Raw genomic sequence first — 20,902 nt, 5'->3', positions numbered from 1 at the left:
CATCTCCTCCCCCGGCGATCGCGTCCTTCGTATGGACGCACCGTGACGTCAGTGCAAAGCTCGAAGACACCGCGGGCGTCGCCGGAGCCGCCACTGATCGCGGCGCCGCGTGTCCGCGCCCACAGTGACCTCACCGTGCACGGGAGGACAGGCCATGGGCGACAAGAATGCACACCCCGGGGCCGCCGGCAGGGCAGCGGCGGCCGACCATCCCGCGTCCGTACGGAATGTGGTGCTGGTCGGCCACTCCGGAGCGGGCAAGACAACCTTGGTGGAGGCTCTCGCGCTGACAGCGGGAGCAGTCAACCGGGCGGGCCGCGTGGAGGATGGCGGCACCGTCTCCGACTACGACGAGATCGAGCACCGGCAGCAACGCTCGGTGCAGCTCTCCCTCGTCCCGGTGGAATGGGACGGCTTCAAGATCAATGTTCTGGACACTCCCGGCTATGCCGACTTCGTCGGGGAGCTGAGGGCCGGTCTGCGAGCGGCGGACGCGGCCCTTTTCGTCGTCTCGGCCGCGGACGGCGTGGACGGATCGACCCGCATGGTGTGGGAGGAGTGCGCCGCGGTCGGCATGCCGCGGGCGATCGTGATCACGCACCTGGAGGCCGCCAGGGCGGACTTCGACGAGATGACCCGCGTCTGCGCCGAGGCCTTCGGCGGGGACGATCCGGACGCCGTGCTGCCGCTGTACCTGCCGCTGCACGGAGAGCCGGGCCCGGACGGGCACGCACCGGTGAACGGGCTGATCGGGCTGCTGTCGCAGAAGCTGTTCGACTACTCCTCCGGGGAGCGCAAGGAGTCGGAGCCCGGCCCCGACCAGCTGCCGCTCATCGAGGAGGCCCGCAACCGGCTCATCGAGGGGATCATCTCGGAGAGCGAGGACGAGACCCTCATGGACCGCTACCTGGGCGGTGAGGAGATCGACTTCAAGACGCTGGTGGAGGACCTGGAGCGGGCCGTGGCGCGCGGGGTCTTCTTCCCGGTGCTGGCCGCCGCGCCCGCCGCCGACGGGGCCCGCCAGGGCCTTGGCACGGTGGAACTGCTGGAGCTCGTCACCGGCGGTTTCCCGACCCCACTGGAGCACTGGGCGCCCGAGGTCACCACCCCGGACGGCAAACCGCGCGGGACCACGTCGTGCGACCCGGACGGCCCGCTGGTCGCGGAGGTCGTGAAGACCGCGAGCGACCCGTACGTGGGCCGCATCTCCCTGGTCCGCGTCTTCTCGGGCACGCTCAGGCCCGACGAGACCGTCCACGTCTCCGGGCACGGCCTCGCCGACCGAGGCCACGAGGACCACGACGTCGACGAACGCATCGGCGCGCTGTCCACGCCGTTCGGCAAACAGCAGCGGACCCTGTCTCACTGCATCGCGGGCGACATGGCGTGCGTGGCGAAGCTGAACCGGGCGGAGACCGGGGACACGCTCTCCGCCAAGGACGACCCGCTGCTCATGGAGCCGTGGGAGATGCCCGACCCGCTGCTGCCGCTCGCCATCCAGGCGCACAGCAAGGCGGACGAGGACAAGCTCTCGCAGGGCCTGGCCCGGCTGGTCGCCGAGGACCCGACGATGCGGCTCGAACAGAACCAGGACACCCACCAGGTGGTCCTGTGGTGCCTGGGCGAGGCGCACGCGGACGTGGCCATGGAACGGCTGCGCAGCCGCTACGGCGTCCAGGTCGACGTGGTCCCGCACCGGGTTTCCCTGCGGGAGACGTTCGCGGGGAAGTCCGCGGGGCGCGGCCGGCACGTCAAGCAGTCCGGCGGCCACGGCCAGTACGCCATCTGCGAGATCGAGGTGGAGCCGCTGCCGGGCGGCTCCGGCATCGAGTTCGTGGACAAGGTCGTCGGCGGCGCGGTGCCCCGGCAGTTCATCCCCTCCGTGGAGAAGGGTGTCAGGGCCCAGGCCGCCAAGGGCGTGGCCGCGGGCTATCCGCTCATCGACATCCGGATCACGCTGCGGGACGGCAAGGCGCACTCGGTGGACTCCTCCGACGCCGCCTTCCAGACGGCGGGCGCGCTGGCGCTGCGGGAGGCCGCGGCCGACGCAAGGATCCATCTGCTGGAGCCGGTTGCCGAGGTCTCGGTCCTGGTCGGCGACGACTACGTGGGCCCCGTGATGAGCGATCTGTCGGGACGCCGCGGCCGGGTCGTCGGCACCGAACAGGCGGCCGGGGGGCGCACGCTGGTGCGAGCGGAGGTACCGGAGATCGAGATCGGCCGCTACGCGGTGGATCTGCGCTCCCTGTCGCACGGAACAGCGCGTTTCAACCGCTCGTACGCCCGACATGAGCCGATGCCACCCCAGTTGGCGGAGAAGATCCGCGAACAGAGTCAGAACGGGTCGTAGTTGGGCGTGGAAGCGGGTAGTCATTCGTCGGCGGGCGGCTTGGACCGTCCGCCGACGAATGTCGGTGGGGGCCGTTACGCTGGCCATGATCAGGACGATGACCTGATCAACAGGTGTGCGGGGTAAGGAAGTCGGGAAGGCCGCACAACGAAAGTGCGGCGATGGGGGCGGCAGTGGCGGACGACGCATTCGATCTCACTCCGGGAGCTCAGATCCCGCTGGCGGGCTCCGCGGGACAGACGGCGGCTACGAACGCGCTGGCATCGGCGGCCTACCGCGACAGCCCGGTGGCCGAGATCCTCAAGACCGACAACGAATGGCACAAGTCGACCGTGACCCCCGGCCGCAAGTGGGCCACGATCTTCGCGCCGAACCTGGGCGAGGCCTTCTCCCGGGCCGTGCAGGTCCGGATGCTCGGCGGCGCCCGCAAGCCGCTCATCCAGTCCTTCGGCCTCGAGCCGCAGGTCGTCGTGGAGCACTGTCTGGCCGCCACGCGCATCCGCAAGGAGCGCGACAGCTGGCTCACCGCTGTGATGGTGCTGTGCGGGCTGATCTTCCTGCCCGGGCTGATCGCCTGGCTGCTGGTCTTCCAGATCCGCCGGATGGTGAGCAGGGCGACGGACAAGCGGGCCTCCACCCTGGCCACCGCCCTCCTGGCCGCCGTGGGTGTGCTCGCGGCGATCTTCCTCCTGAAGCTGCCGTTCACCGGCTTCTGGGCCTGGTACGCCCGTGCGGCGATCGTCGCCCCCGTGGTCGGCTGGCTGTGGGCCAAGCAGATCTGTGAGCGCACCGCCAAGGATCTGCGCGACCGCTGGGCCGGTCTGCTGGCCGGCGGTGGTATCGCCGCGAAGATCCCCGAGGCGGTGCCCGGCAGCCCGGGCGAGACGGCGGCCGAGCAGCTGCGCCAGGGGCTGGCCCGGCTCACCGCCGAGCAGCAGTCCAATTCCGTCTTCTACGCCGGCCCCAAGGGCATCCTCGGCATGGGCACCCGCTGGGGCAGCTGGCATCTCGCCGAGGACCTGGTGCCGATCGACCCGGACAAGGAGATCCACCCGTTCCGCAGCTGGGACGTGATCCGAGCGATCCACGACCAGCTGCGGATGCTGGAGCGAGGGCCGCTCAACACCGGCGGTTTCACCCGGCCATCGATCAAACACTGGGTCGTCAAGCCGATCGGTGAGGGCGCCGCTGAGGTGTCCCGGCCCACGGGCACGGACGTCGACGCGTACCAGGTCAAGACGCACGCGATACAGGAGATCTGCAACAAGCAGCAGTTCGGCAGCGGTGACCGGCACTACCTGGGCGTCCAGTGGACGCTCTGGGACGGCCAGTTGGTCATCACCATGATGATCACGGTGACGGTGCTGCACGAGACCTTGCGCATCGAGGTCACCGGGCACGCCCTGGGCCCCGTGCACTCGCTCTTCACCTCGGCGCCGGCCGCCAAGGTGAAGGAGGTCCCCAAGGCCATACGGTTCTGGGAGACCCGCGAGCAGAAGCTGCCGCTGGTCGACTCGGACGAGGTGGTACGGCTCGCGGTCCGCGCGCCCTTCACCTGGTACCCGCCGGTCCTCGACTGGCTCGGCGGCAAGCTGGTGCTCCCCGAGCCGTTCGGGCTGCGCCACGCCTGGGCCGAGCAGCCGTGGCGCCACCGCTTCATGGCGGACGACGCCCTGCGCGCCGCCACTCCCGTGCTGCGCGTAGTGCACTCGGCGGCCATCCGCCTGATGAAGGAGAACGGCGTCGACACGGAGAAGTTCGGCACACGGTCGGGCGTCCTGAGCGGGCTGGTGCAGGACGCGAGCCCCGGGAAGGCCGACCTCTACGACGCGTGAGCCTGCGCCCCCTCGGGGGCGCGGGCGACGCTGCCGCCGGCCAGGCCTGCGCTAGACGGCCTGCCAGGCCTCCGCCAGCATCTTGCGGGTGTCCGCCAGGAGCTGCGGCAGGATCCTGGTGTGGCCGACCACCGGCATGAAGTTGGTGTCTCCGCCCCAGCGCGGGACGACGTGCTGGTGCAGATGGGCCGCGATACCCGCGCCGGCCACCCCGCCCTGGTTCATGCCGATGTTGAAGCCGTGCGCGCCGGAGGCCGTGCGCAGGGCCGTCATCGCCTGCTTGGTCAGCTCGGCCAGTTCGGCGGTCTCCGGTCCGGTGAGCTCGGTGTAGTCGGCGACGTGGCGGTAGGGGACGACCATCAGGTGACCGCCGTTGTACGGGTAGAGGTTGAGCACCGCGTACACCTGCTCGCCACGCCGGACGACGAGCCCGTCCTCGTCGGACTTCCCCGGTATCGAGCAGAACGGGCAGCCGTCGTCGGCCCCGGGGCCGGTCGGCTTGTTCTCGCCCTGGATGTATGCCATCCGGTGGGGCGTCCACAAGCGCTGGAACGCGTCCTGCGTCCCCACTCCGATCTGCTGCTCCGGCTCACTCGTCATGATGTGCAGCATATGGCTTCGTCACGACGCGGCGTGTCGTCGGGGCGCCGACCGGTCCGCCTCCGGCCAAGCTGGTCCGATGGACGACGACAGCCGCGTGGCCCGCTGGGAACGGCGCGCCGAGTTCCCGCTCGGCGTGGCCTGGCTGCTTTACCTCTCCTCGTACGCGGTCCATGTGCTGGCCCGTGATCTGGCACCGGCCTGGCACGACGTCTGCATCGGTGTGATGGTGACGGCCTGGGCGGGCTTCGCCGTCGACTACGCGGTGCGCTGGCGGTTGTGGAGGTCGCCACAGCACGGGGCGAGTCGGCGCGTGGGCTTCGTACGGACCCACTGGCTGGACACGGTGATCGTGGCGCTGCCGCTGTTGCGTCCGCTGAGCCTGGTGCAGGTGCACGAGAAGGTGAACCGTCGCCGGGGGCGCCCTCGCCTGCCCCTGTACACGCGCGTGATGCTCTACGCGGGCCTCGCGGCGCTCTTGCTCGGTTTCGTCGGCGCCCTCGCCGTCTACCAGCAGGAGCACGCGGATCCGAAGGCCACCATCCGCACCTTCGGTGACGCGGTGTGGTGGACCTGTTCGACATTCGCGACGGTCGGCTACGGCGATGTCACGCCCGTGACACCCCTGGGCCGACTGATGGCGGTGGGGGTGATGGCCTGCGGCCTGGGACTGCTCGGGGCTGCTGTCGGGGCGTTCTCGTCCTGGCTTGTGCAGGAGTTCGCACGCGAGGACGAGAAGGCACCGCCGGGCGGCGGGGGGGGGGGGGGGGGGGGGGCCGCCCCCCCCCCCCCCCCCCCCCCCCGCCGCCAGCCGCGCGTCAGACCTGCACCCGCTCCTCCACGACCTTCGCGATCTTCGCGATGGCCTCGTCGACCGGGATGCCGTTCTCCTGCGAGCCGTCGCGGTAGCGGAAGGAGACGGCGCCGTTCGCCATGTCCTCGTCGCCGGCGATGACCATGAAGGGCACCTTCTGCTTCTGCGCGTTGCGGATCTTCTTCTGCATCCGGTCGGAGGACGAGTCGACCTCCACGCGCAGGCCCTTCTTCTTCGCCTCGGTGGCGAACCTCTGCAGGTACTCGACGTGTGCGTCGCCGATCGGGATGCCGACCGCCTGCACGGGCGCCAGCCAGGCCGGGAAGGCACCCGCGTAGTGCTCCAGGAGCACCGCGAAGAAACGCTCGATCGAGCCGAAGAGGGCCCGGTGGATCATGACCGGACGCTGCTTGGCACCGTCGGGACCGGTGTACTCCAGGTCGAAGCGCTCCGGCAGGTTGAAGTCGAGCTGCACGGTCGACATCTGCCAGGTGCGGCCGATGGCGTCCTTGGCCTGGACGGAGATCTTCGGCCCGTAGAACGCGGCGCCGCCCGGGTCCGGGACCAGCGGCAGGCCCTGCTTCTCGGCCACCTGCCGCAGGGTCTCGGTGGCCTCCTCCCAGGCCTCGTCGGAGCCGACGAACTTCTCCGGGTCCTTGGTGGACAGCTCCAGGTAGAAGTCGGTGAGGCCGTAGTCGCGCAGCAGGTTCAGGACGAAGGTGAGCGTCTTGTCGAGCTCGTCGGCCATCTGCTCGCGGGTGCAGTAGATGTGCGCGTCGTCCTGGGTGAAGCCGCGCGCCCGGGTCAGTCCGTGCACCACGCCCGACTTCTCGTACCGGTACACGGTCCCGAACTCGAAGAGGCGCAGCGGCAGTTCACGGTAGGAGCGCCCGCGCGCGTCGAAGATCAGGTTGTGCATCGGGCAGTTCATGGGCTTGAGGTAGTAGTCCACGCCCTCGTCGAGCTGCATGGGCGGGTACATGCCGTCGGCGTACCAGTCCAGGTGGCCCGACACCTCGAAGAGCTTCCCCTTGGTGGCGTGCGGGGTGTAGACGAACTCGTAGCCCTCTTCCTCGTGGCGGCGCCGCGAGTAGTCCTCCATGACCCGGCGGACGATGCCGCCCTTGGGGTGGAAGACGGCGAGGCCTGAGCCGATCTCCTCCGGGATGGAGAACAGGTCCAGCTCGTTGCCCAGCCTGCGGTGGTCGCGCTTCTCGGCCTCGGCGAGGAAGTCGAGGTGCGCCTTCAACTCGTCCTTCGACGGCCAGGCGGTGCCGTAGATGCGCTGCAGCATCGGGTTCTTCTCGCTGCCGCGCCAGTACGCCGCCGCGTTGCGCATCAGCTTGAACGCCGGGATGTGACGGGTGGTCGGCAGGTGCGGCCCCCGGCACAGGTCCTTCCAGCACAGCTCGCCGGTCTTGGCGTCGAGGTTGTCGTAGATGGTCAGCTCGCCGCCGCCCACCTCCGCGTCCGCGCCCTCGGCGGCCTGTGCGGCGTTGCCCTTGAGGCCGATCAGCTCAAGCTTGTAGGGCTCGTTCGCCAGCTCCTCGTGGGCCGCCTCGTCGCTGGTGACGCGGCGGGCGAACCGCTGTCCGCGCCGCTGGATCTCCTGCATCTTCTTCTCGATGGCCTTGAGATCCTCCGGCGTGAACGGCTTGTCCACGTCGAAGTCGTAGTAGAAGCCGTCCTTGACCGGCGGGCCGATGCCCAGCTTGGCCTCGGGGAACAGCTCCTGCACGGCCTGCGCCATGACGTGCGCGGTGGAGTGGCGCAGGATGTTCAGACCGTCCTCGGAGGAGATCTCCACGCCCTCCACGGTCTCGCCGTCCCGCACCTCGTACGCGAGGTCCTTGAGCTCGCCCGCGACGCGCGCGGCGATGATCGAGCGCTCACCGGCGAAGAGGTCGGCGGCCGTAGTGCCCGTCGTCACCACGCGCTCTTCCCGCTCGGAATCGCGTTGGATGATCACACGGACATCTGACACCGGTCTCTCCTGCCTGAAGGGGGCCGCACGCGACTCTCTGTTGCGCGCGCAATAGAAGGGATCGTACCGAGCCGGGGGTGCCCACCGCGAAACGGTTAACCGTTCCCGAGGGCGCCCAACGGGTTTCAGTCCCCTCCGCACGCCTCCCCGAAGAGGGCCGCGATCTCCGCTGTCTCCTGCAGCGACTTCATCAGCCGGTCCCGCTCGGCCTCGTCGACCTCCACCGGCGTCACCCCGGATGCCCCGGTCAGCCGCCGGAAGCCGCCGCGGCTCTCCAGGCGTCCGCGCACCCGCACCGGCAGCCCGAGGAGGTGGGCATGGCCCGCGATCCGGTACGACTCCTCGTCCAGTGTCATGCGGACGTGCGGGATCTCGGCGCCGGCGAGCACCCGCAGCCGTACGGTTCCCTCGCCTCGGGGGCCGGCCCTGCGCAGCCGGGTCACGGCGCCGGTGAGCCGTACCGGCACCGACGGCTCCTCCCTGAGATAGCGGGCGCCTGCGGCCCGCAGCGCGGGCAGGTCGCCGGGCGAGAACTCGACGGGTTCGGAGCGGGTCGCGCAGCCTTCGGGGACACCGGCGGCGGGCGCCCACTCGACGGCGATCCGGGCGCCCGCGGTGCCGCGCACGAGGGCGACCAGCCCTTCGGTGAGGTCGTGGCTGACGCCCGCCTCGACCGCGCCGTCGAAGGCCTCCATGCCGCCCGTCGCGCGCTGGTAGTCGACTGCCTCGCGGGCCGCGTAGAGCGCCTGGTGCAGCAGTACGGCCAGGGGCCGCCCGGTCGCCACGGGCACGAACGCGGTGAGCTGCCGTCCGCCGGGCGCGGCGCCGACGAGGACGTCGTCCAGGGAGGCGGTGGCGGACCGGCGGTGGCGGGCGCCGTGGTAACCGGCCCGGGCGCGCACCGCGAGGGCGCCGGCGAGCATCATCCGGCGGGCGGCGGTGCGCAGCTGCTCCTCGACGGTCCAGGCCGCGACGCCCACCGGGCCGGTCGGTACGTCGCGCCACCAGCGGATCTCGTCGCTGGGCACGGCGAGCGCGACGAGGACCTCGCGGGCGGCGGGCGAGTCGCTGCGGGCCAGCGCGTCGAGGGCCTCACCGAGCAGGTCGTCGCTGTCGGGGAAGGCCCGGGTCTCCGGCACCAGCAGGCTCATGGCGCCGCCGCCGGGTCCGGGCGGCGTCCAGCGGCCGTAGCGTCCGGGTGCTCCGCCGCGGCGCTGCCAGCCGTGCCGGTGGAGCAGGGCGCCGAGCACGGCGGGGTCGACCCGGCCGGGGTCGGGGGGCTGCGACCACACGTCCCGGGGCTCCGCCGGGTGGGGCCTGACGGGGCGTAGGGGCTCGTCGAGCGGGCGGTGTGTCACGGTTTCCCTCCCGTCCCGACCCGCGTCATGATCTCGCACAGCGCCCGGTCGTCGAAGATCCGCGTGGTCGGTATCCGCACGGTGGTCCTGCGCCGGCCGGTGACGGGGTGTCCGGCGAGGTTGGTCCAGTAGCAGCAGTGCCGCAGGTCTAGGCGGTCGTGACTGGCGCGCAGCCAGTCGTCCTGGGAGCGCGGCACGATCATCACGACCAGGATCTTGTGCACCGACACCGGGCTGCGGGCCAGCTTGGTGAGGTGGTCGTTGTCGAGCGTGAAGGAGAAGGCCGGGCCGGGGGGATTGGGCGCTATCTGGTACGTGCACTTGAGCTGCACCTTGATGGTGACCTCGTCGTCGACGGTGTGCCCGGGTGCGCTGTGGCTGACGTGCCAGTCGATGCCGTTGTCCGGAAAGGGCTGCGACAGGGAGCATCCGGCGGCTGCCGCGACGGCGTGCAGATAGCCCACTTGGAGCGTCTCCATGCAGGCGGTGGTGGCGAGCGTGCCTCGGTGCGATGCCGTCTGGGGCAGCAGCCCGCCCTGTTCGGGCTGCGCGAGTGCCATGCCAACAGCCTTTCGAAAGCCGTGAATCCCCGTATCGGGCCTCTGAACTGGCAAGGCCCGTATCTCTGTTGTGTCCACCCTGCGTAGTGCGCAAACAGTACGGGTATCACTAAACGGGCAGGATATTTCACGGAGCGTCAGCGGACGGCGCGTCAACTGCCCTGGGGTGAACGAGGGGTTGTGTAGGTATGACGTGTTGGTACGAGGGGCCCCTGGCGGCGTTCGACACCGAGACCACGGGCGTGGACGTGGAGACCGACCGGATCGTGTCGGCCGCCGTGGTCGTCCAGGACGCTCCGGGCAACCGGCCGCGGGTGCGCCGCTGGCTGGTCAACCCGGGCGTTCCGGTACCCGCCGCGGCGACGGAGGTGCACGGACTGACGGAGGATCATCTGCGGCGCAACGGCCGCTGGCCGTCCCCGGTGATGGACGAGATAGTCAGGGAACTGGCCGAGCACAGTGCGGCGGGGCGCCCGCTCGTGGTGATGAACGCGCCGTTCGATCTGACGCTCCTGGACCGGGAACTGCGCCGGCACCGCGCGTCGTCGCTGAACCGGTGGTTCGAGACGGTGCCGCTGCGTGTGCTGGATCCGCGTGTGCTCGACAAACACCTGGACCGTTACCGCAAGGGCCGGCGCACGCTCACCGATCTGTGCGCGCACTACGGCGTGGAGTTGCAGGGCGCGCACGACGCGGCGGCGGACGCGCTGGCCGCGCTGGATGTCGTACGGGCCGTCGGGCGCCGTTTCGCGGCCCGGCTGGATCGGCTCAGCCCCGGCGAACTGCACACGCTCCAGGCCGTGTGGCACGCGGCGCAGGCTCGCGGCCTGCAGGCGTGGTTCGCCCGCAGTGGCTTGGAGGAGGCGGTGGATCCGGCGTGGCCCCTGCGACCGGAACTGCCCGCGGCCGCCTGAACCCCACCAGCTCGACAAAGGGCCTCCGTCTGGCTCAGGGACACGGGCGGCAAACTCCCACCCCGGCTCGGGGATGTGGGTGGCGAAGCCCCACCTCGGCTCGGGGATGTGGGTGGCGAAGCCCCACCTCGGCTCGGGGGTATGGGCGGCCAACTCCCACCCCGCCCCGGCGACGGCGGGCGGCCAACCCCCACCCCGTCCCGGGGGTGTGGGTGGCGAAGCCCCCACAACGCGCGGCGAAGCCGCGCAGAAAACGACGAAGACGACCCGTGTCCACGCTTTCCGTGGACACGGGTCGCCTTCGACTTCGTGGGCGATACTGGGTTCGAACCAGTGACCTCTTCGGTGTGAACGAAGCGCTCTCCCACTGAGCTAATCGCCCGGGAACGGACTGAACAATACAGGGGCGTGCGGGGTTGGTTCAAACGGCTTGGTTGGTCGCCGCCAGGTGTGCGAGCAGCCCGCGCCGTCCGGCCCGCATCATCAGGGTGTGGTTGGCGCGGAAGAGTGGGCGCCCCGGCACGGCCAACCGCTTCAGCAGCGGCTTGGTCACATCGACCTCCTGGTCGTAGACGGCTCGGGTTCCGCCGTCGGCGGCGGTGAGCGTCCAGCGGGCCCAGCCCTCCAGGTCGCCCGTCATCGCGATGCCCAGGATCCCGGCCACCGGGTCGCGGAGTTCCTCGCGGGCGGTGAGGACGAGGTCGTACGGGAGGACCGAGCGGATCCGCAGGGTGCCGGTGCGGTCGTCGATCCTGGTGACTTCCCGGACCTGGCGCCACCAGCGGGGGTAGTCCTCGGCCCGGGCGAGCACCGCGTACGCGACGGCGGGCGGCACCGGCAGGGCCCACTGGCTGCGGAAGCGGTAGTGGCTCCAGTCGTTCCGGTGTTTCGAGCGCTTCCAGTCCATAAGTGGAGTCTGCCCTCTTCCGTCCGTGGACCGGTGCTTCTGAGTACGGGATGAGTACGCGTGCTCATGCCGGACGAGGTGACGGCCGCCACACTCCGGAGCATGACCACTTTTCCGCCACCGGCCGAAGAGTTGCGGCTGCTGGAGAACGAACTGCGGCAACTGGACGCCCGCCGGGCGCAGTTGCTGGCCCGCCGGGCCTGGCTGCTGAGCGTGCTGGCGCCCCCTTCGCCGACTGCCGGGGGTGAATGGGCCGGTGCCGCGGTCTGGCGTGCCCCGGCACCGACCGGCGACCGTCCCGAGGCGACGGCACCCGGTGTCCAGAATGTGCTGCTGCTCCTCGGCGGCGTTCTGCTCACGATCGCGGCCATGGTGTTCACGCTGGTCAGCTGGGGCCATCTGGGCATCGGCGGCCGCGCGGCGGTCCTCGGCGCGGTGACGCTGGCGACGCTCGGCGCACCCGCGCTGCTGCTGCGCCGCGGCCTGCGCTCCACGGCCGAGTCGGTGGCCGGCCTCGGGATGGCCCTGACGTTGCTGGACGCCTACGCGCTGCACGAGGTGGCGTTCCCGGACTCGGACGGCATCGGATACATGGCGGTGGCCTCGGCGGTACTGGCGGCGACCTGGACTGCGTACGGCCGCGCGCTGGGTGCCCTGCGGCTGCCCCTTCCCGCCGCCCTGGCCGCCGCCCACCTTCCCCTCCTCCTGTGGGTGGTCTCCAACAACGCGGGTCCCTACATGATCACGGGCGCCCTGCTGGCCCCTGCGGCGGCAGACGTCCTGGTGGCGCTGCGGGTCTCGCTCAGGACGGTGCGGATCGTCGCCGTGGCGGGCGGGTGCTCGGTGGGTGCGGGGGCCGTTCTGGTCGCCGGGTCGCTCTCCTGGTCGGCGGCGGGGCCGGGCGACGCGGCCAAGGCGGCGGCCCTGCTCATGCCGGCCGCGGCGATCGCCCTGGCGGCGGCGTGGCAGCCGGGCACCGGACGCGGGGCGCCGGTCGCCGCGGGCGCCTCGGGTCTGCTCCTCGTCGCGGCGGTCGGCGGGATCCCGCGCTCGGTGCTGCCCGGCGACTGGACCGTTCTCGGGTATCTGCTGTGCGGTGTCGCCCTGTTGACCGTGCTGCGCGCTTCCTCCGTGCCCGAAGCGGTGCGGCGCGGTTTCCTCCTGGCCTCGGGAGCCGTGCAGGGTGTCGCCCTGCTCACCACGCTCCTGCCGTTCACGCTCTGCCTCGCGGGCCCGGTCGACTGGACGTCCCGGGTGTGGTCGGGGGCGCCCGCGGACGCGCGGGCGGCGGTCACCGTGGGCACGCCCTGGCTCGCGGACTCGGCGGTGGCCCCGCTGGTCCTGGCCGTCGTCGCCGTCGTCCTGGCCTCGGCGCCCGCCGCCGCCCGGCGTCCCGGGAGTCTGGTCGGCGCCCTGGTCCTGGTCTGGGCGGCGGTGCTGGTCCTTCCGCCCGCGCTGGCACTCCCCTACCCCGCGGCGCTCACGACCGAGGTGCTGGTGACGGCGGCTGCCCTGGCCCTTGCCGCGTATCTCTCGCGGCACCGGCGGCCGCGGTCCGGCGCCACGCCCTCGGAGACCGAACCCGCACCCGCCGCAACGCCGTCGGAGCAGCAGAGCCAGTACCTCGCCGTCACCGCGGCGCTGCTCGCACTCCTGACCTCCCTGAGCCTCGCCTGCCTCGCCCTGGCCGACAGGAGCGCGACGCTCGTCGTGTTCCCCGTACTGGCCGTGCTGTTCGCGGGCGGTGGCTACCTCACCCGGCGGTGGCAGCAAGTGGGTTCGGCCGCCTGCTGCGCGTCGGTCGCCTACGCCACCGGCGTCGCCTGCGCCGCCGGTGCGGCCCTCGGCTGGGAGGCACACTTCGTCGCCCTGCTGGTGCTGCTGGTTCCACTGGCCGTGGCGGTGCTCGCGCCGCGGCTCGCGAACCCCGTTCCGGTGGAGATCGCGGGGGCCGCGGCGGCCGCGTTCGCCGTCGCCCTCACGCTGTCCGAGCCGCCCGTGCTGGCCCTGGTCCTCGCGCTGACCGGGGTGATCGCGGCGGGGACGGCGATCCGCGCCGACCGCCGGGGCGTGGGCTACGCCGCCGGGGCCCTGTTCGTCCTCGCCACCTGGGTCCGGCTGGCGTCGTGGGGCGTCGGCACCCCGGAGGCGTACGCGCTGCCGGCGGCCTTACCGGCGCTGGTCGTCGGCGTACTGCGGCACCTGCGTGACCCGCGGGTCTCGTCCTGGACCGCGTACGGGCCCGGCCTCGCGACCGCGCTCGTGCCTAGTCTGCTCGCGGTCCTGGGCGACCCGGACTGGGTCCGGCCACTGCTGCTCGGCACGGCCGCGCTGCTGATCACCCTGGCTGGTGCGCGGCACCGGCTGCAGGCTCCGCTCCTGCTCGGCGGCGGCACGCTCGCCCTGGTGGCGCTGCACGAACTGTCCCCGTATCTCGTCCAGTTGGCGGGCGTGCTGCCGCGCTGGTTGCCTCCCGCACTCGCCGGTCTTGCGCTGCTCGCGCTGGGTGCCACGTACGAGCAGCGGTTGCGCGACGCACGACGAGTGCGGGAGGTGCTTGGCAGGATGCGCTGAGCCACGGGGCCCGCGCATCGGTGGGCCGGCGCTCGGTTGTCGCCGGGGTTACGGCATTTTGTCCCCGAGCAGCGCCAGGTTCTCGATCGCCGCCAGGCCGTACATCGAGGTGGCGTTGGTGCTGACCCAGGGAGCCTCCTCGCCTGCCACCAGGGCGAGGGGGCCGCTCACCTTCTGTTTGGTCCAGGGCGTGGACGACGTGTAGTCGTCGGAGTTGAAGAACTTCTGCCACGCGCGCTTGGCGAGTGCCTCGTCCCCGGTCTGGACGGCGGCGTACGCGTCGAGCCGCGAGTGGCCCTGGAACAGCAGCAGGGAACCGAAGTCACTGCCGTAGCGGGCCTTCTGTTCGGCCTTGGTGGCGTTGAAGTAGCGGCAATAGTCGAGGTAGGCCTCCTTGAATTTCGGCATGTCGACGAGGCCGATCAGTTCCGCGCACAGTTCGTTCAGGCCGAAGACCGCGGACAGATGGGAGACGGAGACCACCGGCTTGTCGGCGACGGCGAACTTGCCCGTGTCCAGGTCGTACAGGCCGCTGCCCTGGACGAATCCGTTGGGCTGGGCCGCGATCGTCTCCATCGTGGACAGCACGCGGGCCTTGGCCTTGTCCCACTTGGGGCCCTTGCGTTCCCACTCCGTGAGCCACGCGGAGACCAGCCCGCTCCAGTCCGTGCCGAAGCCGACCGACAGGGCGTTGCGGTCGGGTGTGTACGGCTCGGTGCGGATCTTGCGGATGGGGTCGAGGACGAGGAACGTCTCGTCGGAGTCGACGTTGGCGTGCATGAGGTCGCCGACGCGTTCGTCCGCGGTGAGGAAGTAGTAGTAGCGGCGGTAGGTGGTGTTGGCGATGCGCTGCTGTTTGGCGCTGTCGGCGTAGTGCTGGACACCGTGCCGGGTGCCGAGGCCCGCCCACTGGCCGAGGTGGTAGACGTCGACCTCACCGGTGTGACGGGTCATCGCCTCGGCGAAGCGGAAGATGTCCGCACGGCCGGAGCGCAGGTACCCGAACCACAGCCAGAGGTCCGGCGACAGCTCGGAGTTGTCCCAGGCGTAGCCGCCGATGTCGTAGCGCCACTGGTGGCGGGCGGTGTCGTAGGAGTGCATGACGTCGCCGTAGTCCCAGAAGCCGTACCAACGCCGCATCTCCACCTGGTCCTTGTAGTAGGTGAAGAGGAAGTCGAGGTTGTCCTCGATCTTCGCCTTGGCGGGGGTGGAACGATCGGGCTCGGAGAACAGTCCGCCGAAGACCTTGGCCTTGATGAGGTGCTTCGGCGGGGCGGCGAGCTGCGGGAGCACCCGGACGGCCTCGACCTGCTCGGCGAGCTTCTCGGGGCCCGGCGTGGAGGCGTTGGCCCAGAAGAGGAGTTCGGAGGTGCGGGCGATGCCGTAAGGGGTGCCGAAGCCGGGCTCGTAGTCCTCGTAGGTGATGTTGAGGCCTTCGAGCTGTTCGGGGTAGGTGTCCTGGCCCATGCCGTCGTGGTAGAAGCGCAGATCCATGGGCTGCGCCTCGGGGGACCAGAGCCAGAGGGTGACCTCGGCCTCGTCGGTCTGTGCGTCGCGGATGTCGAGCTGGGCCGGGTACTTCTCCCAGAAGTCGCGCAGTCCGAAGGAGAGTCCGCCGCTCGCGCCGCCCACATAGCCGAAGCCGCTGGCCCGGCGGCCGCCGCCGGCGCCGATCCAGCCGTGGCCCTTCTTGGTGCGCTTGCGGACGGTGAAGCCGTCGGCGGAGAGCTGGGAGAGGGTGTAGTCGCCCCACTCGGGGATGTACTGGAGCCGGGTGGTGACGCGCTGGTCCCAGGTCGACGGGTCGGGCAGCTTCTCCCCCTTGAACTGGGCCGCCTGCACGGCCGCTCCGGGGTCGCGGCGCAGTCCGGTGATGCCCTTGACCGCCTCGCGCAGCAGACCGGTGCCCTCGCCGCCGATCCGGATGTGCCGGTCGTAGGCGGCGTCCCGCATCGGTACGGTGAAGCGCACGCCGAGTCCGCGGATGAAGTCTCCGCTCGCCTTGCCCGGCTCCTGCTTCCCGTCGTAGGTGATGGTGTGCACCATGCGGAACGACTCGGCACCCGCGTAGAAGTAGAGGCGGACCGAGAACGGCAGCCAACTGCGCCCGCCCTTGCGGTGTTTGCCGTCGATGCGGACGACGGCGCGGACGGGTCCGTCCTGTTCGACCGCCACCTCGGAGATCGCGCTCTCGAAGCGTTCGTACTTCGCCGCGCCCTGGTCGCCGTCCTCGATCTCGGGCTGCCGGATCAGCACGAGCCGGCCGTCCTTGGCGATCTCGGTGGAGCCCCGCCTGACCGACTTCACCAGGGTGGAGCCGCTCTTGCCGATCTTCGCGGTGATGACCCCAGTCGATATGTCGATGGTTCCGCCGCTCTTGTCGACGGTGACCTTCTTCTCGGGCGCGGCGGGTGTCCCGGCGGTGAGTGTGAGCTTCCCGGCGCCCGCGCCCGCCCCGACCGCGTGGGCGGTCCATTTCAGCGAGCCGTCCGGCCAGTACCCGATGGGCCAGGACTGGACGGGGACGTCCTTGCCGTCGGCGTCTTTCAGCGCGAACGTCTGGCCGGCCTCGTAGGCACCCTTGGGCCAGGGCACGCCGACGGTCGAGCCCGGTGCGGCACCGAGGCCGCCGTCCTCCAGCCAGTCCAGGGTCACCGGGTCCGCGTCGCCGGGCTCGGCTCTCGGCGCCGCCTGTGCTTCCTGGCCGCCGAGGGCCCAGCTGAACTGGGCGGCGGCCCCGGCGACGGCGGCGGCCTTGAGGAGAGACCTGCGGGGGATGGGAGACATGGGAATTCAGCCTTTCCTTTCCGTGCGGGAGGCTTGCGCGTACGCGTGGTCAGGGGCATGACAGATAGAGGTGCGACGCCGTCGGCGCCGACCTGCGAGAACACTCAGCGGCGGCGGTAGCGCTCCTCCACCGCGACGGCCGCCGCCGCGACGGCCCCGAGGACCGGGACCGCCAGCGGTGCGACGAACCAGGCGGAACAGGCCACCACGGCCAGCCCGCCGACGAGCAGGAACGACCCCGCGGGGTCGAGGACCGTACGGCGCCCGGCCGCCGCGAGCAGGACGCGCCAGGCGGCACCGGGCTCCCACACCGCTGCCGCGCGCAGCCCGGCGACAGCCAGCCCGATGAGGGCGAACAGGCCCACGGCTCCGGCGAGCGGGCCACCGGGGAGCCCGGCCCGAACGGCCTGGACGTCCACCCATACCGCGACCGCGGCGGCCCAGCCGGCCAGCCCGGCGAGCCAGCCGCCGCGCACGGCCGACCGGAAATCGGCGACGAACTCCCGCCAGCCGCCGCCCTCATGGGCGACGCGTCGTCGCAGATGCCGGGCTCCGGCGGCGAACGCCGCGGGGTAGGTGACCAGCGGCAGGGCGGCCACCGCGATCCACACCCCCGTCAGCAGGGACTCGGCGAAGAGGGCGAACCTCTCCGCGAGCACCGATTCGCGCGGCGGTCTGCGGGACTTCGCCCGGGCCCGGGCCGCCCGGGCCTCGCTCCGTCCGGCCGTTCGCGTCAGAGCCATGCCGGCCGCCCCTCAGCCCTTGAGCCCGGAGGTCGCCATACCGTCGATCAGGTACCGCTGGAAGGCGAGGAAGAAGACCAGCACGGGCAGCAGCGCCACCAGCGACATGGCGATCATGCCGCCGTAGTTGGCCACGCCCTCCTGGTCCATGAACATCATCATGCCGAGGGAGACGGTGTAGTTGCCGGGCTCGTTGAGGTAGATCAGCGGGCCCATGAAGTCGTTCCAGGCGTTGATGAAGGTGAAGATCGCGCTGGTGATGAGCGCCGGCCGGCACAGCGGCAGGATGATCGACCAGTAGATCCTCAGGTGTCCGCAGCCGTCGAGCCGGGCGGCCTCGTCCAGTTCCTTGGGCAGGTTGCGCATGAACTGGACCATGAGGAAGACGAAGAACGCCTCCGTCGCCAGGTACTTGCCGATCAGCAGCGGAACGTAGGTGTTGATCAGCTCCAGCTTCTGGAACATCACGTACTGCGGGATCAGCAGCACGTGGTACGGCAGCAGCAGCGTGCCGATCATCAACGAGAACATCAGGTTCCGGCCGGCGAACCGGATCCGCGCGAAGGCGTAGGCCGTCAGCGAGCAGGAGACCAGGATGCCGACGACCGCACCGAGCGCGTAGAACAGGGAGTTCTGGAAGAAGGTGGCGATCGGGATGTCGGCTATTCCGTCCGCCAGCCCTTTGAAGTTGGCGACGATCGGCTCCGTCGGGAACAGCTCCAGGCTGCCGACGATCTCCTTGCTGGGCTTGAAGGAGGCACCGATCACCCAGACGACCGGGTAGAGGACGACCACGAGGACCAGCAGGGCGCTGACGTGCCAGACGAGCGAACCGGTACGCCGCCGTCCGAGCCCCGACGGCTCGGGTGAGGTGGGCGCGGTGGCCGAGGTGGCTGTGGTGGTGCTCATCGGGCGTCCTCCTCGTAGTGCACCCATTTCTTCTGCGACCAGAAGAGGACCGCCGTCACCAGCGCCACGGCAAGCAGCAGCATCCAGGCCATGGCTGAGGCGAAGCCCATCTGGGCCTCGTCGAAGCCCTTCTGGTACAGATAACAGGTATAGACCAGTACGGCGTCGGCCGGTCCGCAGTTCCCGTTGGGTGAGATGACGTACGCCGAGCCGAAGATCTGGAAGGAGTGGATGGTCTCCAGCAGGACGTTGAAGAACACCACCGGCGAGATCATCGGCAGGGTGATGTACCAGAACCTGCGCAGCGGGCCCGCGCCGTCCACCTCGGCCGCCTCGTACAGCTCGCGCGGCACCTGCTTGAGCCCGGCGAGGAAGATGACCATGGGTGCGCCGAACTGCCAGACGGTCAGGGCCACCAGGCAGTAGAGGACCCAGCCCGGGTCGCCGACCCAGCCGCCGATCTCCACGCCGAAGAGCCGCAACGAGCGGTCCACGATGGCGTCGTCGGAGAACAGCGCCCGCCAGACCAGGGCGATGGAGACACTGGCGCCGATGAGCGACGGAGCGTAGAACGCGGCCCGGTAGAAGGCCTGGCCGCGGCGGCTCTGCGCGAGCAACAGGGCCACGCCGAGCGCGAGCAGCAGCTTCAGCGGCGTGCCGATGACCACGTACTTCGCGGTGACCTCGACGGACTTCTGCCAACGCGAGTCGTCGAACATCCGCGTGAAGTTGTCCAGGCCGACCCACTTGGGGCTGCTGAAGAGGTTGTAGTCGGTGAACGCGAAGTAGAGGGAGGCGACCATCGGGCCCGCTGTCAGCAGCAGGAACCCGACGATCCACGGTGACATGAACAGATAGCCGGCGAGGTTCTCCCGACGGCCCCGCCGCCGGGCGGCGGCGGGGGGCGCGGGGCTGGCCTTCACCACGGCGGGTGATTCCTTGACGAGCGTCACTGCTGTTCCTCTTCTCAGGCTTCGAGAGCGCTCTTCGCCTCGGAGAAGAACTGCTTGACGGCCTCGGAGACCTTCGACGTGCCCTGGGACACGTCACCGGCGATGCGCAGGAAGGCGGCCTCGACGGTGTCCGCACCCGCCGGGTGGGGAGTGATCTCCTCCAGCAGACCGGCCTTCGCGACCTGGTCCTCGTACGCGGCGATCTTCTTGGCCTCGGGATCGCTGGGCTGGAACGCCTCGAACTGCTCCGTGGTGGACAGGATTCCGCGGTCGTACCCCATGATCTTTCCGACCTCGGGGTCGTGCACCATGAAGTCGATGAACTGCGCGACTTCCTTGGGGTGCTTGGTGCGCGCGGAGCCGCTCAGCATCAGCGAGGAGAGGTACTGGCCGGTCTTCTTGCCGTCGGTGGTCGGCAGCGGCGCCAGGCTGTAGGTGCTGTCGCCCTCCGTGGCGTAGCGGACCGCGAAGTTGTCCCAGGTGAACTCGCAGGCGGCAAGACCGTCGGCAAGCGCCGATTTGGGCTTGATCTGCTCCACCTTCTTGGGGTCGGCGATGATGCCGGCCTTGACGCGGTTGTAGGCGTCGGTCCACCACTCGGTCAGGTCCGCCTCGGTGAAGCCGAGACCGTCCTTGGTGAAGAACGCCTTGCCGTTCTGCCGCAGGTAGAGGTCGTACAGGTACATGACGCTGTGGTAGCCGGTGTCGCCCGCGACCTTCTCCTTGTCCCGGATCTTCTGGAGCGCGGCGAAGAACTCGTCCCAGGTCCAGCCCTGCTCCGCCTTGACGCCCGCCTTGTCGAAGACCTTCTGGTCGATGACGAGGGACATGGTGTTGGAGCCGACGGGCACGCCGAGCAGTTTGCCGTCGAGCTCGCCCACCTTCTCCAGCCCGGCCCGGAAGCCCTTCATGTTCAGATTGCCCGCGTCGACCTGCGACTTGAGGTCGAGCAGAACGCCGCGCTTGTCGTACTTGGCCACGAAGGCGATCGCGTTCTGGAAGACGTCCGGGGGGTTGCCGCCGGCGGCCTGGGTCTGGAACTTCTCCCAGAACTTCACGTAGTCCGTGAAGTCCGGCTTGATCTTGATCTTGGGGTACTTCTTCTCGAAGAGCGCGATGCTCTGGTTGATCCTCTTGGACCGCTCCTCGGCACCCCACCAGGCGAAGCGGAGTTCGACGGTGCCGTCACCGCCCGAGCCGCCACTGTTGCCGCCACAGCCCGCCGCGGCTAATCCGAGCGCTGCCACCGAGGCGCCGCCCGCCTTGAGCACCGCGCGTCGCTCCACTCTCCCGTTGTCCTGCACAGCCAGGCCTCCCCGCAGCCGCCGTCATGAACCAAGTCATGAATCGTTTCAAGTAAGCGCTTGCTGGCACAAGGTACGGAGGGGTTTGAGGCGCGTCAACGATTCGGACAGAAATTGATGAGGCGCGGTTTGACGTCGCCGACCGGCGGAGTTGAGCGTTCCGGTCCGGGACTGGTGTGGCTTGGGTGGCTGTGAGGGACTCGCGGTGCAGGTGGGGTGGATGTGATCGAGGGGTCGAACGGGATGGTGGTGGTCAGCGGCCTGGTGGTGGGCTGGGTCGGTTGGGAAGAAAAGGTGGACTGGGCGGGTG

General features: G+C 70.3%; 14 protein-coding genes, 1 tRNA gene and 1 pseudogene. 5 read left to right on the top strand and 11 right to left on the bottom strand.

Annotated elements, in window-relative coordinates; all coding sequences use genetic code 11:
* Positions 1 to 154: 154 nt before the first annotated feature.
* Both EF387_RS22360 and EF387_RS22355 read left to right on the top strand, forming a co-directional pair.
* Complete coding sequence (locus EF387_RS22360; RefSeq protein ID WP_128378373.1) at positions 155 to 2,350, top strand: elongation factor G-like protein EF-G2; 2,196 nt, start codon at positions 155 to 157, stop codon at positions 2,348 to 2,350.
* Positions 2,351 to 2,511: 161 nt separating this feature from the next.
* The gene (locus tag EF387_RS22355) at positions 2,512 to 4,185 is read left to right on the top strand and encodes a hypothetical protein (protein ID WP_128378372.1); all 1,674 of its coding nucleotides are present in this window, start codon (positions 2,512 to 2,514) and stop codon (positions 4,183 to 4,185) included.
* Positions 4,186 to 4,236: 51 nt separating this feature from the next.
* On the opposite strand, the gene EF387_RS22350 is transcribed toward EF387_RS22355, so the two are convergent.
* On the bottom strand, positions 4,237 to 4,797 hold the full coding sequence (locus tag EF387_RS22350; RefSeq protein ID WP_128378371.1) for an HIT family protein: 561 nt from the start codon (positions 4,795 to 4,797) through the stop codon (positions 4,237 to 4,239).
* Between EF387_RS22350 and EF387_RS22345 the strand changes: the two are divergent.
* A pseudogene (locus tag EF387_RS22345) lies at positions 4,700 to 5,437 on the top strand (potassium channel family protein); the annotation flags it as partial. The gene EF387_RS22350 and the pseudogene EF387_RS22345 overlap by 98 nt on opposite strands.
* Positions 5,438 to 5,603: 166 nt before the next feature.
* Here EF387_RS22345 and thrS read toward each other — a convergent pair.
* The 3 genes from thrS to EF387_RS22330 form a co-directional block, all read right to left on the bottom strand.
* Positions 5,604 to 7,583 (bottom strand): threonine--tRNA ligase, encoded by a 1,980-nt coding sequence (thrS, locus tag EF387_RS22340; protein ID WP_128378370.1) that lies wholly within the window; start codon positions 7,581 to 7,583, stop codon positions 5,604 to 5,606.
* A gap of 125 nt (positions 7,584 to 7,708) precedes the next feature.
* Positions 7,709 to 8,941: a hypothetical protein gene (locus EF387_RS22335; RefSeq protein WP_128378369.1), complete on the bottom strand. Its 1,233-nt coding sequence runs from the start codon at positions 8,939 to 8,941 to the stop codon at positions 7,709 to 7,711.
* The gene (locus EF387_RS22330; protein WP_128378368.1) at positions 8,938 to 9,501 is read right to left on the bottom strand and encodes a DUF4365 domain-containing protein; all 564 of its coding nucleotides are present in this window, start codon (positions 9,499 to 9,501) and stop codon (positions 8,938 to 8,940) included. The genes EF387_RS22335 and EF387_RS22330 overlap by 4 nt, the downstream gene beginning before the upstream one ends.
* A 188-nt stretch (positions 9,502 to 9,689) precedes the next feature.
* On the opposite strand from EF387_RS22330, the gene EF387_RS22325 reads away from it, so the two are divergent.
* Positions 9,690 to 10,415, top strand: a complete 726-nt coding sequence (locus EF387_RS22325; RefSeq protein ID WP_128378367.1) for a 3'-5' exonuclease — start codon at positions 9,690 to 9,692, stop codon at positions 10,413 to 10,415.
* A gap of 310 nt (positions 10,416 to 10,725) precedes the next feature.
* Here EF387_RS22325 and EF387_RS22320 read toward each other — a convergent pair.
* Positions 10,726 to 10,797: transfer RNA gene (locus EF387_RS22320), tRNA-Val, on the bottom strand.
* 39 nt (positions 10,798 to 10,836) lie between these two features.
* Positions 10,837 to 11,322: an SRPBCC family protein gene (locus EF387_RS22315; protein WP_128378366.1), complete on the bottom strand. Its 486-nt coding sequence runs from the start codon at positions 11,320 to 11,322 to the stop codon at positions 10,837 to 10,839.
* A 102-nt stretch (positions 11,323 to 11,424) separates the two neighbouring features.
* Between EF387_RS22315 and EF387_RS22310 the strand changes: the two genes are divergently transcribed.
* The gene (locus EF387_RS22310; protein ID WP_238431636.1) at positions 11,425 to 13,896 is read left to right on the top strand and encodes an SCO7613 C-terminal domain-containing membrane protein; all 2,472 of its coding nucleotides are present in this window, start codon (positions 11,425 to 11,427) and stop codon (positions 13,894 to 13,896) included.
* A 48-nt stretch (positions 13,897 to 13,944) separates the two neighbouring features.
* Here the strand turns inward: EF387_RS22310 and EF387_RS22305 are convergent, their stop codons facing one another.
* From EF387_RS22305 to EF387_RS22285, 5 genes are all read right to left on the bottom strand, one after another.
* On the bottom strand, positions 13,945 to 16,683 hold the full coding sequence (locus tag EF387_RS22305; protein WP_128378365.1) for an exo-rhamnogalacturonan lyase family protein: 2,739 nt from the start codon (positions 16,681 to 16,683) through the stop codon (positions 13,945 to 13,947).
* Between the two features lie 104 nt (positions 16,684 to 16,787).
* Entirely contained in the window at positions 16,788 to 17,426 is a 639-nt protein-coding gene (locus tag EF387_RS22300; protein ID WP_128378364.1) for a hypothetical protein, read from the bottom strand.
* Positions 17,427 to 17,438: 12 nt separating this feature from the next.
* Entirely contained in the window at positions 17,439 to 18,335 is an 897-nt protein-coding gene (locus EF387_RS22295) for a carbohydrate ABC transporter permease (RefSeq protein ID WP_128378363.1), read from the bottom strand.
* The gene (locus tag EF387_RS22290) at positions 18,332 to 19,288 is read right to left on the bottom strand and encodes a carbohydrate ABC transporter permease (protein ID WP_128378362.1); all 957 of its coding nucleotides are present in this window, start codon (positions 19,286 to 19,288) and stop codon (positions 18,332 to 18,334) included. Before EF387_RS22290 ends, EF387_RS22295 begins: the two co-directional genes overlap by 4 nt.
* A gap of 14 nt (positions 19,289 to 19,302) precedes the next feature.
* Complete coding sequence (locus EF387_RS22285) at positions 19,303 to 20,592, bottom strand: extracellular solute-binding protein (RefSeq protein ID WP_128378361.1); 1,290 nt, start codon at positions 20,590 to 20,592, stop codon at positions 19,303 to 19,305.
* Positions 20,593 to 20,902: the final 310 nt, after the last annotated feature.

The organism is Streptomyces cavernae (genome assembly GCF_004023625.1).
GTDB classification, from domain to species: Bacteria; Actinomycetota; Actinomycetes; order Streptomycetales; family Streptomycetaceae; genus Streptomyces; species Streptomyces cavernae.
This window is presented reverse-complemented; position numbering and strand designations above follow the sequence as displayed.

Bases quoted from the DNA above. Each gene is read 5' to 3' on its own strand.
- EF387_RS22360 (WP_128378373.1), top strand. From the start codon at position 155: ATGGGCGACAAGAATGCACACCCCGGGGCCGCCGGCAGGGCAGCGGCG.
- EF387_RS22355 (WP_128378372.1), top strand. From the start codon at position 2,512: ATGGGGGCGGCAGTGGCGGACGACGCATTCGATCTCACTCCGGGAGCT.
- EF387_RS22350 (WP_128378371.1), bottom strand. From the start codon at position 4,797: ATGCTGCACATCATGACGAGTGAGCCGGAGCAGCAGATCGGAGTGGGG.
- EF387_RS22330 (WP_128378368.1), bottom strand. From the start codon at position 9,501: ATGGCACTCGCGCAGCCCGAACAGGGCGGGCTGCTGCCCCAGACGGCA.
- EF387_RS22325 (WP_128378367.1), top strand. From the start codon at position 9,690: ATGACGTGTTGGTACGAGGGGCCCCTGGCGGCGTTCGACACCGAGACC.
- EF387_RS22315 (WP_128378366.1), bottom strand. From the start codon at position 11,322: ATGGACTGGAAGCGCTCGAAACACCGGAACGACTGGAGCCACTACCGC.
- EF387_RS22310 (WP_238431636.1), top strand. From the start codon at position 11,425: ATGACCACTTTTCCGCCACCGGCCGAAGAGTTGCGGCTGCTGGAGAAC.
- EF387_RS22305 (WP_128378365.1), bottom strand. From the start codon at position 16,683: ATGTCTCCCATCCCCCGCAGGTCTCTCCTCAAGGCCGCCGCCGTCGCC.
- EF387_RS22300 (WP_128378364.1), bottom strand. From the start codon at position 17,426: ATGGCTCTGACGCGAACGGCCGGACGGAGCGAGGCCCGGGCGGCCCGG.
- EF387_RS22295 (WP_128378363.1), bottom strand. From the start codon at position 18,335: ATGAGCACCACCACAGCCACCTCGGCCACCGCGCCCACCTCACCCGAG.